Genomic DNA, 12,620 nt, shown 5'->3' with positions numbered 1-12,620 from the left:
TACCCATCGGGTAGTCCATTTTGCACGAGAAACTTTTCGTGAGCGCAGTCCCCGGTAGTCCCCGTCCTATATCAGTGACTACCAAGTTAGCCCTTCGTAGACGATGCCGTCACGCCGGTCAATAGCACGCCGACCGTCGATCACTACAGGCGTCGCCATCGTATCGAATTCCTCGTCAAGCTCGGTGATTTCCTCCCAGTCAGTCACGACGAGGGTAGCCGACGCGCCGTCAAGCGCCCCAGCGGCGCTTTCAGCGTACTTAATATCGGGGTAGACCTCACGCATGTTCTCGTCTGCGATAGGGTCGTAGGCGACAATCTCGGCGTCACGCTCTTGGAGGCCTTCGATGACCGGGATGGCGCGGGTATTCCGAATGTCGTCCGTGCCAGGTTTGAACGCAAGGCCGAGCACGGCGACGCGTTTGTTTTCGACATCGACGTGGCGGTCCATCATCGAAAGGAGGCGTTTCGGTTGGGTGTCGTTGATTTCCGTGGCCGCGTCGAGCATCGCGGGTTCGTAGCCCTCACTTCTCGCCGCTGCACGGATGGCTGCGGTGTCCTTCGGGAAGCAACTACCCCCCCAGCCGAGGCCTGAACGCAGGAATTTCGCGCCGATACGGTCGTCGAGGCCGATTGCGTCTGCGACCTCGTAGGCGTCCACACCGAGCTCCTTGCAGATGTTCCCGATATCGTTGATGAGGGAGACCTTCGCGGCGAGGAAGGAGTTATTGGCGTACTTGATCATCTCCGCAGTTCGGGTGTCCGTCTCGACGAGGTGGGCGTCGGCGCGTTCGATGAGCGGGTCGAAGACGCCGTGCATATCCTCCAGAGCTCGTTCGTCGTCGGCGCCGAGGACGACCTTGTCCGGGTCAAGGAAGTCATGGACGGCCGTGCCTTCGCGGAGGAACTCGGGATTCATCCCGACGCCGAAGTCCACGCCGGCTTCTCGGTCCATTTCGTCTTCGAGGATGGCCGTGATGACGTCCTCTGTGGAGCCTGGGATGACGGTGCTCTTCACGACGACCGTGTGCCAGGCGTCCTTTTCGGCGAGTGTCTTCCCTAACTGTTCGGCGCCAGCCTCCATGATGGAGAGGTCAATACTGCCGTCGTCGTTCTGGGGGGTGGGGAGACAGAGGAAGGTGACATCGGTATCGAGGACGGCTTGGTAGTCGGTGGTCGCGCGGAGGTTGCCGTCTTCGCCGGTGTGTTCTTCTAAGAGTTCGGCGAGGCCGTCCTCGTGGATTGGCGGGTCGCCGGCGTTGATTGCGTCGACGATGTCCTCGTCGATGTCGATGTTGACGACATTGTGGCCGAGTTCCGCGAAACAGGCCGCGATAGTGGTGCCGACGTAGCCGCTGCCGACGACAGAGAGGTGCATCTTAGGAGAGTAATTCCATCCCCTTCACAAGAATTGTCCGGTCCACTCTCGTTGGGTTTCATCCGTAGCTGATGACAACAGGTATTTATCTGGAACTTTGTTACGCAGGTAGGTTATGGAGGTCACGAAAGCTGTTATCCCGGCTGCGGGCTTCGGCACTCGATTCCTTCCGGTGACGAAAGCGCAGCCGAAGGAAATGATGCCCGTGCTGGACAAGCCGACGATACAGTACGTCGTTGAGGAGGCTGTCGAGGCTGGGATTGACGATATTCTCATTATTACGGGACGGGGGAAGCAAGCGATTGAACGGCACTTCGACAAATCGTACGAACTCGAAGAGGAACTTGAAGCCGACGGCAAACTGGACAGGCTTGACCGCGTTCAAGAGATCGCCGACCTTGCCGACATCCACTACGTTCGACAGAAGGAGCGGGAAGGACTCGGTGATGCCGTGTTGTACGCGCGAAAGCACGTTGGAGACGAGCCGTTCGCGTTACTGCTGGGGGATACGATTATCGAGAACGACAGAGGGTGTACGGAGACGCTCATCAAGCAGGCCGAAGAGTACGAAAGCTCCGTACTCTCTCTCGAACGGGTCCCCTGTGAACAGGTGCCGTCGTATGGCGTCGCCGATGTGGACGGGTCGGCGTCTGCTGATGGGAGCTTCCCAGTAACTGATTTCGTCGAGAAGCCGCCACAGGAGGAGGCTCCGTCGAACCTGGCAATCACAGGACGATACGTACTTACACCTCAGATTTTTGAATTGCTCGCAGAGACAGAGAAGGGCGTCGGTGGGGAACTCCAGTTAACGGACGCAATTCGGCAACTCGACCACGTTCGTGGAGTCGAACTGGCCGGGGATCGCTACGATATCGGGAACATCCCGAGCTGGCTTCAAGCGAATATCGAGATGGCGATCCGGCACGATGACGGGGAGATGAACGAGGCTGTTGAGGCATTGCTCAAGGAGCAGTTCGTATGAGTCGGATTCTCGTTACCGGAGCTGCCGGATTTCTCGGCTCTCATCTTTGTGATCAGCTGCTAGAAGGGGGGCACGAAGTAATCGGGATGGACAACCGGGTCAGCGGGCAGACCGAAAATCTTGACGATGCATTCGAGCATTCGGCCTTTTCCTTCTACGAACACGACGTCACCGAATTTATCCACGTCGCTGGTGATTTAGACGCCGTGTTACATCTTGCAAGCCTCGCCTCGCCGGTGTTCTATCGTGACTATCCGATCAAGACGCTGAAAGTCGGTGCGCTGGGCACACACAAAACACTGGGACTCGCAAAGGAGAAGGATGCAACGTATTTGTTTACTTCAACTAGCGAAGTGTACGGCGATCCCGAAGTAAACCCACAGCCCGAAGATTACCGTGGAAACGTTGATCCTTATGGGCCGCGGTCGTGTTACGACGAGTCCAAGCGTTACGGTGAATCGCTCGTTCGTGCTTACCGCGATAAGCACGGGCTGGATGTACGAGTGGCGCGTATCTTCAACACGTACGGCCCTCGGATGCGGATTGACGATGGCCGGGTGATTCCGAACTTTATGCGACAGGCGTTGACTGGCGAGGATTTGACTGTGTACGGGGACGGTGAGCAGACTCGAAGCTTCTGCTATGTCTCAGATATGATTGATGGGCTAGTGGCGCTGTTAGAGTCGGACATAGAGGAACCTGTGAACATCGGCAATCCCGACGAGCGGACAATCAATGAACTCGCCGAGGTTGTACTGGATGTGGTCGGAAGTAATAGTGGGATTACGTACGAGGAGTTGCCACCACAAGATCCGGAAGTAAGACGACCGGATATTTCGAAGGCAACGTCAGAATTAGGATGGAAACCTGAAATCCCGCTACGAGAAGGGCTTATAGATTCAATCCCATATTTCAAAAAACAAATATGACACGTGTGTTGGTCACCGGATCAAGTGGATTCATTGGATCGAATCTTAGTCATCGGTTAATAGAGGAGGGATACGACGTTCGTGGCGTAGATATTGATCCGCCAGAATTCGAACTACCATCTGGGATTGAGACAAATCAGGTCGATTTGCGGAAGGAACCCGAGCTTCCCACATCTGATATAATTATTCATCTCGCAGCCCACTCACAAGTTCAACCGATCGTGGCTGATTCAAATCGTGCGCTTGAAAATATCGAGATGACTCGCCACGTCCTAGAACAGGCAGAACAAATGGATGCATTCGTCATTAACGCATCCAGTCGAGATGTCTACGGGAGTGATCTCAAACCTGCTGAGGATGAAGTTACACCCGATAGTCCGAATGGATATGCAGCAAGTAAACTGAGTTCAGAAGCATTGGCAAACGCCTATATGCAGACAGATGATGTTCCCGTCACTTCGCTTCGGTTGGCGAACGTCTACGGGCCGATGGATCTGAACCAACGAGTTATCCCAATCTTCATCGCTCTTGCTATGGCTGGTGAAGAGTTGACTGTCTACGGAGAGGGTAAGCTACTAGATTTCATTCATATTTCAGATGTTTGTGATGGGATTCTTACTGCGATCAAAAGAGACGAAGTAGTTAACGGTGAAGTGATCAATCTCGGTTCGGGGACTGGAACAACCCTCCCAGAGGTTGCGGCCCATATTACTGAATCCGTTGAAGCGTGCCCAGGCTGGACAGTGTCTACAGATCGATCTGGTGATGTCGAAACATACGTATCGAACATTTCGAAGGCCAGTGGACTCCTTGGGTTTGAACCAACGATATCACTCATACAAGGGCTAACAGAAACCATTGAGTGGTATCGTGAACATCCCGATCTACGAGAAATGATTCTCTCAGAGATGAGGAACTAATATTGGTTTTATGACCAAATCCCGTTTTGTATTACTATTAACTTAATCTATGAATAAAGGAATACTGTACACATTATGGACATAGCACGATCTAGTGTCAAACTCTTCGTTTCAAAGACAGCAAGTTCCATCCTTGGGTTTGCTGGAATTGCCTATTTTTCACGAGAATTGGGTGCTGCTACAATGGGCGTCTTCTTTCTTTTTCAGGCTCTCCTCGGAATGCTGACTATTCCGTCTGATTTTGGGTTGCGAGGTGCCGCTCAAAAACGGATTAGTGAGGGGAACGATCCAGGCAAATATCTATCAAGCACTATCATTCTGAAACTAGTCCCAATCACTACCATCATAGTACTAATAATTATATTTAGACCATACATCAATGGGTATCTTGGAGCGAATTTGGCTCTGCTGTTAGTGATCGCGTTAGTAATCCAAGAGTTAGCACGTTTATCGCTATTTGTGCTTAGGGGAGAACTGCGGGTCGGTCAAACAGCAATCTTTCAATTAATAAAGCAAGCCACTTGGGTCGGAATTGGTGGCGTTTTCCTCTCATTAGGTTACGGCGCCGTCGGTTTAGTGTATGGATTAATTACAGGTTCTATCCTTACCTTGGTCATTGGTTGGTGTAGGACGTCAACTTCACTTAGTCGTCCAACAAAGAAACATATGAGTTCCCTGTTTGAATATAGTAAATATAATGTCATCACCTCGATCGGCGGATATTTTTATAGCTGGATTGATGTCGCAATTATTGGTCTGTTTCTTACGCAGGCGCACGTGGGCGCATACGAAGTCGCGTGGCGAGTGACTGCCGTAACGATGCTACTGGGCAAATCAATTGCTACCACCCTACTACCTCAAGTGAGCCAGTGGTCTGTTGAAGGAGATGATTCCAATATTGAATCCGCAATTTATAACGCGATAACTCCCTCAATGCTCTTCGTCATCCCGTCTTTTTTCGGGGTAGTAGTGTTTTCTAAAGAGATTCTCGGGATCGTGTTCGGAGCTGAGTTTACTATTGCTTGGTTAGCTTTCATTATACTAATGGCGGAAAAACTCCTCCAGTCAATCCATGTAATCCTATCACGAGTCATAATGGGATTGGATCGCCCTGAGATGGCGGCAAAGGCTACAGTGGCATCCGTACTCGTGAATCTATGTTTGAATCTTGCTTTCATTCCGATATTTGGACTTGTTGGTGCTGCTCTCGCAACCGGTATTTCGTTTGTGTTAAACACTATCCTACACGGTTATTACCTCTCGACACTGATCTCAATCAAAATCCCCTACCTTGAGGTTGGATGGTGTACCATCGCTGCGATTGGAATGGCATTCACTCTACTGTGGCTTAAGACTATGATCCCTATTAGTGGTCTAATTCAGCTATTTGGAATGATTATATTTGGCGCAACTATTTACCTAACATTGATCCTCAGTTCATCAACACTCCGGTCGAAGTTACGCACACAAGCCACAAACCTCATAGGATATAAATAGTCATATATACAATAAGAGGCCAAGGTTTGTCCTATGACTGAGTCAGAGTACGAGAACTGCGGCATAATTTATGTTGCAACAGGAGAACGGTTCGTCAAGGAGGCTCAAATCTCCGCCCAAAGCATTAATGAAGTTTGTCAAAACATTCCGCTAACATTATTCACTGACAGAGATGTTTCATTACCAGGATTTGACTCGATATATGAAATTTCTAACCCGAATTATGGATTTGCCGACAAAATCGAGAATATGCTTCGTTCTCCGTATGAACGCACTATCTATCTCGACTGTGATACTTACCTTAATCACCCCGAAGGAATCCATCACATATTTGAGATTCTTGAGGAATTTGACGTTGCTGCCGCTCACGATACCGTCCGAACAACCAGTGCTGATCCACCACTAGAAGAAGCATATGATGAGGGTATTCCAGATGCGTTCCCGATGTTTCAAGGCGGGGTATTAGCATACAAATCAAATGAGGAAGTAACAGCTGTAATAGAGAACTGGCTTGATAAATATCGAAATCACCTTTCTGTAGATGAAACTGCAACGGATCAAGAAGCATTACGCGCGGCACTGTATGAGAGTAACCTTCAGATAGCTACACTCCCACCGGAGTACAATTTCCGGATTCCGTACCCGCAAGTTGTAGAGGGAGAGATTCGTCTTCTCCATGGACGTGCATCAAATCTTGATGATATTGCTACAAAAATAAATAACTCACCTAAAATTAAAAAATCAAGAGTGTATATCCCTGTTTATCTCGCGGCCAAGGGCCTCACGAACGAAGGGGAATATGAGAGAGTGGAACCACTTATAAACCCAGGACAGTCGGAATTAAAGATACAAAAATTGTGGTTGTCAATAAAGGAAGAAGGGGTTCTCAGGACGGGTTTACATATTATTATTGGGGGGGTAGTGGCTGGACGCACAAGACACAAGATGATATCTGATTCGATAGAAGAGGTAGGCTATCTCAAGACAGTAAGTAAGATTATCCGGTGGTATCGGACTGGGGAATATGATAACCAGTAAAAATTCGCTCTTGTGTAGAGGATTGTTGGTCAAGTCTCAGCAGTCGCTGGAAGTCACAGCGGGCAAGGGTGACGCGAACGCGTCACCCGACGAACGATGTTCCCAGTCAAGACGTTCGGCTCGGAGCGTCGGGTCGCGAACCTGCTGGCACAGGTTCGCTGGCGTGACAGCGTCTGTTGCCTACGGTGCCGTACCGAATCACCGATTCGGCACGGCAGCTATCGAGTGTTTCAGCAGTATCGCTGTAAGAATTGCGACCGCACGTTCAACGACCAGACTGGCACTGTCTTCGAACACTCGGCGGTGACACTCAGAAAGTGGTTTCTCGCTATCTACACCAACATCCGCTTCAACACGAGTCTCAGACAGTTAGACGTGTAAATCGGCGTTTCCTATAACAGTCCTCAGTAACCCAGTCGAATTCGTAACTTCGTAGCGGTTGGATTGGTCAATATCAAGGGTATCGCTAAGAAAACTGAAGAAGCGTTGGCTTTGAGGGTGCTGTTAGAAGATTGTGGATTTTAAAGACGAATTACACCGATTCCTGCCCACGTTTGTTTTGGATGAGAAATAATCTCTTCTGTATCATATTCCTCAACTAACTCAGTCCAAAACTGGTCAACGTTGCAGTCGGAGTGGCCTTCACCCCACGAGAGATGGCGCTCTTCAATATCTTCCACATTCTGCCGCCGTCTTTTGACTACTTCCTCATCATTTGGGTGAGTAGCAATATCATGTAGCGCGATAATGCCACCTTCAGAAACTAACTCACTATACATCTCAAAGTCCTGTTTGACTCCTTCATAAGTGTGATCTCCGTCAATAAATAGAAAATCAATACCATCATCAACGAGATCAGAAACTTCATCATATGTGGCAGATTGATGTGAGTCAGTCCTTACGAAATCCATGTTCTTAGAAGGTGAGAATTCCCGGAAGATCTCGGTCTTTTGTTCATCATATCCACCACCAAATCTTCCACCTGGCAAATCCAGGCTTATTAGTCTATTAACGCTGTCAAGATGGCGGCTCCAGATGTAGAATGATCCCCCTTTTGCAGTACCGATTTCCAAGACGCTTTTCGGTCGTTCTTTCTCAACTAAGTTAGTTAGGGTCTTGATCTCGTCTCTCAATTGCATCGTGAAAACCCTATAGGGTGGGTAACCGGGTTTGACATCTAACACAGTATCTAAAATATCCTCCAGCCCCTCCTCCGCGTCCATTCGCTCCCGGATCTGTTCCTTTGATTTTTTATATAAAATCTGTCTCCCGGCAGATGTTTGTCGAGCCAGAAAGAGCGAGGTCTTCTGAGCGAGAGGGACCGGCCCCTCCTGTTGTAGAATCTCTAGGGCGGAGGTCACTTTGGATGGCATAACTGGGATAATGTGTTGTACCCAATATAAGTACCTGGGTTACTCTATTTCGCATCCTACGTGTTTTATAATGCTAGCCGACGATATTCAGGAAATGTCGGACGACGACCTATTCAACGGGCTCGACAGCTCGTGGGAGACTGGCGATCCGTCCGACGCTGAAGACAACTTCGTAGCAGGCACCAATCTAAAGAAGACTTCTGACGAGAGTGTCTACGGCGACCAGCCCGACGTCAAGGTCGCTACGCTTGGTGACCCGATTCCGATTGAGGACCAGATACGCGACACCCTCCAGCGCGGTCTCTCCCCACTCGAAGCCGTCGCCCGTATCGGGGGGCTCCGCACTACTCGGTTCGAACTCGGTGTTGACGGCCTCGCCCGTGACCTCACCGACGCCGAAGACCAACGCCTGATTCTCGGCCAAGAACTCACTGATACGCCGTCCTACAGGCTCGAAGAGCAGACGGACAACCACGCGGTCCACGAGGAGATGAATGTCTCCGAGCGCGTCAGTGAGTGCACCATCGACAACATCCGGGACCGCATTCCCGACGAGAAACTCGCACGCTTCGAAACCGCGGAGGAGAACGTCGCGCCGTGGGCCGAAGACGAGAATGTTGAGATGGCCGATCCTCGTGATGCGCCTGGCCCAGAGGCCGTGGCCGACGGCATGGACGCGCCGGAACTCGTGAAGCTTACGCGGGCGATGAAGATGACCGGCTACGCCTGCATCCAACTTGGCCGCACCGATCCGTATTACGACAAGTGGGAGGTATTCAAGCCGTACGAACTCGCGTCCCACCGGCTCTGTTGAAATCCTCAACAGTCAACATATTCTGGCGGAGGTCGTTAAGTACAGAAGAACGTGAATAGCGACAGATGGGTGTCGTCCGACGAAGACTTATCGTCAATCGTCCAAGAGGGGGCGGGCCGATATATCCTTGAGGACAGAACCTACGTTATCGACGAAATCCCCAATGACGTGCATATAATTGGGAGTGACTGGGATAACTGCGTCGTCGAAACGACAGACACAAGCACGGTAAACCTTGAGCTAAATCCCTTCTCCAGCATCAAGAAAATCACTCTCAAGACGGCCTCAGCGGTCGGCGACTTCGCAGCCGGGGACCCACGACGCATCCACTATGTGGCCAATCTAAGGGACGAAGGGTCAGGCCCGTCCCCATTTGCCTACTGGCCAATGGACTACAATTTGCTCTTCGGGGATGACTCGGTGGGCGGGGTCGACAGACCCGGCATCACTGTCACAACTGACTGGGGCGACGCGATTTTTGGGATTGTCTCAGAGAACAAGGGCAACTGTTTAGCCGGCCGCGTCACTGCCGGGATCGGCGGAAAAGTCCTGCGCGGTTTCCGCGACGACGGCACTCCCATTGCTTTCATCGAGGAGGGCGGCGGGGCCGGCTTGGGTCGGATGACCGTCGACAATAATTACGGTCTGTTCGACAGCAACTGGACTCACATCAACGCGCTGCAGCTGTCAAGCGATGCAGCTCTCAATATTGGGGGAGGGCTGACAAATGCGGCCGGGAGTCAAGCAGGCCGACAGCAGTTTATCGCCGACCGTGATGCTCGGTTTGTTGAAGACAACTATAATCCTTATCGCTCTTGCGTAGCACATTGTTGATTTCAGAGCGTCGCTCGGACAGCGTGTTTGAGTGCGTCTCGTCCCGGTTTTCTGTATAACTCTCGGCGGAGCTGGAACGCTCTGAGATACTGTGTCAGCTTGTCCTTTGAGATGCCTCGATGCGGTGAGAGCCACCGTCGCGTCAGCGACGCGTGGCTCTCGCAGGTGTTGACGTGTACTTCGTCATCGGCGTATTCACCATCGCCGTGGACGACGTATTCGCGGTCGAATGCGTCGTCCTCGTCGAGCGGTTCGTATGCTCGAAAGCCGTCGGTATAGACGGTGAGCGACTCCTCTTTGCGGTCGGCCAGCAGGAGTCGAATCGTCGATTCGTCGGCGGCTTTCGCAGGGATCACGTACCGCTGTCCAGTTCCTCGATCAGCGAGAATGAACACGGGTGGTTTGTCGCCATCGTACGAACCACGTCCTCGTGTGGATAGACCACGCGAGCGCGACGGACCGTCGCGCTCGCGGCCTTTCATTCCAGCAGAGACGTACACTTCGTCGATTTCGACCGGCCCAACGAGATCGAGGGAAGGCGCATCGAGCGCTCTGGCGAAGCGCTCGATGCGCCGGTGGATCGTCTTGTAAGTCACCTCGATTTCTCACTGTAACTGTCTCAGACTCGTGTTGAACCGAAGGAACGCGTAGATCGAGAACAACCACCGGCGGAGTGCAATCTTCGAGTGAGCGAAGATCGTGCCGGTCTTGTCGTTGAACGTGCGGTCGCAATTCTTACAGAGATACCGCTGAAACTCCCTGTAGCTGTCGTTTCTGACCGTCCGGTCAGAACGGCAGCGAGGACAAGTAACACCGTCACGCCAGCGGACCTGTTGCAGCAGGTCCGCTGCGACCGATTCCGAACCAAACACATCGAGCGGAATCATTCGTGTCGGGCACCGCTGACGCGGTGCCCTTGTCCTCTTTGTCTCTACAGCGACCGCTCAGCAGTATCAACAATCTCCTACGGATGAGCGATCCTTATTTTGTTGTTCAATCCGTCCTGATATTTGGGCAGCCGGGCCAAGACTTGACCGCATCAACGGCTCCAGCTCCACCAGACAACGCCACTTATGCGACCCACAACGGGGCTAGCGGGCAGCCTGTGGGCCTCTATCGGTCGAACGGAACCAACAGCCAGTGGGTTAAAGTTGGGGACAACACGATAACAATACCGTATTAAACCGACTGATAGAAATAGTTTGAGGATAAATGGGAACTATCACTACATGAGGGATTTCGTGAAGGCGCGGTCTAATGACATCTGGGCAAATGGGTACTCGGGCATCAAACGAACGGCACACGATATCTGGAAACACGGATTAAAACAAGCCTCCGATCTGGTACGGGCGGAATACGGGACGCCAATTTATGACCGTGATTGGGGCGTGCTCCTTATATTGGATGCCTGTCGCCCTGATGCAATTCGAGCAGTCGCCCAAGAATACGATTTCATATCGTCAGTCGATACAGAACTATCGGTTGGAAGCAATTCACCGGAGTGGATGGCGAAAAACTTCACGGACGAGTACGCTCTCGAGATGAATGAAACCATCCATATCACTGGGAACCCCTTTTCTGCAGACAAATTGGACCCTAACGACTTCTCTGCTCTTGACGAAGTTTGGCGATACGAATGGGACGACTCGCGGCTTCAAACGGTCCGCGCAGAATCAATAACAGATAGGATAATCGACACCGCGAGAAATCAGTCACCTGAGTACTTGATTGGACACTATATGCAACCTCACGCATCCTTTGTGCCACACCCCGACTTGACAGAGTACACGGATGATTACGAACGGTCGATTTGGCGTGCGACCATGCGGGGGCGGGTGGAGACGGAGCAGGTCTGGGAGGCGTATCTCGACAATCTACGGTACGTGCTCGATGAAGTCGAAACCGTACTGAATAATATCGACGAAGAGAAGGTTGTGCTCTCTGCCGACCACGGAGAATGCATGGGTGAGTGGGGGCTGTACGGCCACGGCGGTCCCGCGATATCGACACTCCGCGAAGTACCGTGGGTGGAGACGAAAGCCTCTGATTCTGGGGAGTATACCCCCGAGGTAACAAACGATAAAGTTGATTTGTCTGTCGATGACCGGCTTGAGTCGCTGGGCTACATTGAGCAAAGTCGTGGCGAGAAAAGCGACGGTAATGGTGTTAGTTGATGGGTTCGACTTCACTCGGTAGGGCTGTCGCTTCGTGAAGCCGAGGCTGTCTTCGACTGGTTGGGTGTCGATCGCTGCAATAGCGAAGCGCGCGACACGCCTGTGGGTCGTTTTGTAGGTGACTTCGATTTCGCGCTGTAACTGCCGGAGACTCGTGTTAAACCGCAAAACGCGTAGATCGAGAACAACCATTTGCGAAGCGCAATCTTCGAGTGGTCGAAGATCGTGCCGGTCTTATCATTAAACGTGCGGTCGTAATCCTTACAGAGATACCGCTGAAACTGTCCATAGCTGCCGTTTCTGACCGTTCGCTCAGAACGGCAGCGAGGACAGGAAACGGCGTCACGCCCGCGAACCTGTTGGAGCAGGTCCGCTGCGACCGATTCCGACCCAAACACATCTAGCGGAATCATCCGTGTCGGACACCGCTGACGCGGTGTCCTTGTCCTCTTCGACTCGATTGCGGCAGCTCAGCAGTATCAATAATCTCCTGCAGAAGAGCGTTCAACTATACGGAGCAGAACCGCTTCGAAAAATGGTTCCACACCATCACCATACGAATCGACCGCTTCATTCGTTTTGGCGGGGCAGTCATTCCAGTTCTCGGCGGTGGCTACGGTGGTTCAGAGACTATTACAACCGACACCGGACGAATCAGGCGTTAGATAGACGTATTCTCACT

General features: G+C 51.7%; 10 protein-coding genes and 3 pseudogenes. 9 read left to right on the top strand and 4 right to left on the bottom strand.

Annotated features, from left to right (window positions below; translation table 11 throughout):
* Nucleotides 1-78: 78 nt before the first annotated feature.
* The gene (aglM, locus tag B4589_RS16600) at nucleotides 79-1,377 is read right to left on the bottom strand and encodes a UDP-glucose 6-dehydrogenase AglM (protein ID WP_176330569.1); all 1,299 of its coding nucleotides are present in this window, start codon (nucleotides 1,375-1,377) and stop codon (nucleotides 79-81) included.
* Nucleotides 1,378-1,492: 115 nt separating this feature from the next.
* On the opposite strand from aglM, the gene galU reads away from it, so the two are divergent.
* The 6 genes and pseudogenes from galU to B4589_RS16570 form a co-directional block, all read left to right on the top strand.
* A complete protein-coding gene (gene galU / locus B4589_RS16595) occupies nucleotides 1,493-2,359 on the top strand; it encodes a UTP--glucose-1-phosphate uridylyltransferase GalU (protein ID WP_079235422.1) in 867 nt (288 codons plus the stop codon).
* On the top strand, nucleotides 2,356-3,288 hold the full coding sequence (locus B4589_RS16590) for a UDP-glucuronic acid decarboxylase family protein (RefSeq protein ID WP_079235423.1): 933 nt from the start codon (nucleotides 2,356-2,358) through the stop codon (nucleotides 3,286-3,288). Before galU ends, B4589_RS16590 begins: the two co-directional genes overlap by 4 nt.
* A complete protein-coding gene (locus tag B4589_RS16585; RefSeq protein ID WP_079235424.1) occupies nucleotides 3,285-4,208 on the top strand; it encodes an NAD(P)-dependent oxidoreductase in 924 nt (307 codons plus the stop codon). Before B4589_RS16590 ends, B4589_RS16585 begins: the two co-directional genes overlap by 4 nt.
* A gap of 75 nt (nucleotides 4,209-4,283) precedes the next feature.
* On the top strand, nucleotides 4,284-5,705 hold the full coding sequence (locus B4589_RS16580; protein WP_079235425.1) for a flippase: 1,422 nt from the start codon (nucleotides 4,284-4,286) through the stop codon (nucleotides 5,703-5,705).
* 33 nt (nucleotides 5,706-5,738) lie between these two features.
* The gene (locus tag B4589_RS16575) at nucleotides 5,739-6,743 is read left to right on the top strand and encodes a hypothetical protein (protein WP_176330568.1); all 1,005 of its coding nucleotides are present in this window, start codon (nucleotides 5,739-5,741) and stop codon (nucleotides 6,741-6,743) included.
* A 96-nt stretch (nucleotides 6,744-6,839) separates the two neighbouring features.
* Nucleotides 6,840-7,121: pseudogene (locus B4589_RS16570) on the top strand (IS1595 family transposase); the annotation flags it as partial.
* Between the two features lie 143 nt (nucleotides 7,122-7,264).
* Here B4589_RS16570 and B4589_RS16565 read toward each other — a convergent pair.
* A complete protein-coding gene (locus tag B4589_RS16565) occupies nucleotides 7,265-8,116 on the bottom strand; it encodes a class I SAM-dependent methyltransferase (RefSeq protein WP_079235426.1) in 852 nt (283 codons plus the stop codon).
* A 70-nt stretch (nucleotides 8,117-8,186) separates the two neighbouring features.
* On the opposite strand from B4589_RS16565, the gene B4589_RS16560 reads away from it, so the two are divergent.
* On the top strand, nucleotides 8,187-8,930 hold the full coding sequence (locus tag B4589_RS16560) for a hypothetical protein (protein WP_079235427.1): 744 nt from the start codon (nucleotides 8,187-8,189) through the stop codon (nucleotides 8,928-8,930).
* Between the two features lie 51 nt (nucleotides 8,931-8,981).
* Nucleotides 8,982-9,764 (top strand): hypothetical protein, encoded by a 783-nt coding sequence (locus B4589_RS16555; RefSeq protein WP_079235428.1) that lies wholly within the window; start codon nucleotides 8,982-8,984, stop codon nucleotides 9,762-9,764.
* A 2-nt stretch (nucleotides 9,765-9,766) separates the two neighbouring features.
* Here B4589_RS16555 and B4589_RS16550 read toward each other — a convergent pair.
* Nucleotides 9,767-10,651: pseudogene (locus tag B4589_RS16550) on the bottom strand (IS1595 family transposase).
* A 342-nt stretch (nucleotides 10,652-10,993) separates the two neighbouring features.
* Between B4589_RS16550 and B4589_RS16545 the strand changes: the two are divergent.
* Complete coding sequence (locus B4589_RS16545) at nucleotides 10,994-11,938, top strand: sulfatase-like hydrolase/transferase (protein ID WP_255246176.1); 945 nt, start codon at nucleotides 10,994-10,996, stop codon at nucleotides 11,936-11,938.
* A gap of 75 nt (nucleotides 11,939-12,013) precedes the next feature.
* Here the strand turns inward: B4589_RS16545 and B4589_RS16540 are convergent.
* Nucleotides 12,014-12,351, bottom strand: a pseudogene (locus tag B4589_RS16540) (IS1595 family transposase); the annotation flags it as partial.
* Nucleotides 12,352-12,620 lie beyond the last annotated feature (269 nt).

The sequence above is a fragment of the Halolamina sp. CBA1230 genome, from assembly GCF_002025255.2.
In the GTDB taxonomy this organism is placed as follows: Archaea; Halobacteriota; Halobacteria; order Halobacteriales; family Haloferacaceae; genus Halolamina.
This window is presented reverse-complemented; position numbering and strand designations above follow the sequence as displayed.

Excerpts from the sequence above, each read along its gene's own strand:
- B4589_RS16545 (WP_255246176.1), top strand. The coding sequence starts at position 10,994 with ATGAGGGATTTCGTGAAGGCGCGGTCTAATGACATCTGGGCAAATGGG.
- B4589_RS16580 (WP_079235425.1), top strand. The coding sequence starts at position 4,284 with ATGGACATAGCACGATCTAGTGTCAAACTCTTCGTTTCAAAGACAGCA.
- aglM (WP_176330569.1), bottom strand. The coding sequence starts at position 1,377 with ATGCACCTCTCTGTCGTCGGCAGCGGCTACGTCGGCACCACTATCGCG.
- galU (WP_079235422.1), top strand. The coding sequence starts at position 1,493 with ATGGAGGTCACGAAAGCTGTTATCCCGGCTGCGGGCTTCGGCACTCGA.
- B4589_RS16585 (WP_079235424.1), top strand. The coding sequence starts at position 3,285 with ATGACACGTGTGTTGGTCACCGGATCAAGTGGATTCATTGGATCGAAT.
- B4589_RS16565 (WP_079235426.1), bottom strand. The coding sequence starts at position 8,116 with ATGCCATCCAAAGTGACCTCCGCCCTAGAGATTCTACAACAGGAGGGG.
- B4589_RS16560 (WP_079235427.1), top strand. The coding sequence starts at position 8,187 with ATGCTAGCCGACGATATTCAGGAAATGTCGGACGACGACCTATTCAAC.
- B4589_RS16575 (WP_176330568.1), top strand. The coding sequence starts at position 5,739 with ATGACTGAGTCAGAGTACGAGAACTGCGGCATAATTTATGTTGCAACA.
- B4589_RS16590 (WP_079235423.1), top strand. The coding sequence starts at position 2,356 with ATGAGTCGGATTCTCGTTACCGGAGCTGCCGGATTTCTCGGCTCTCAT.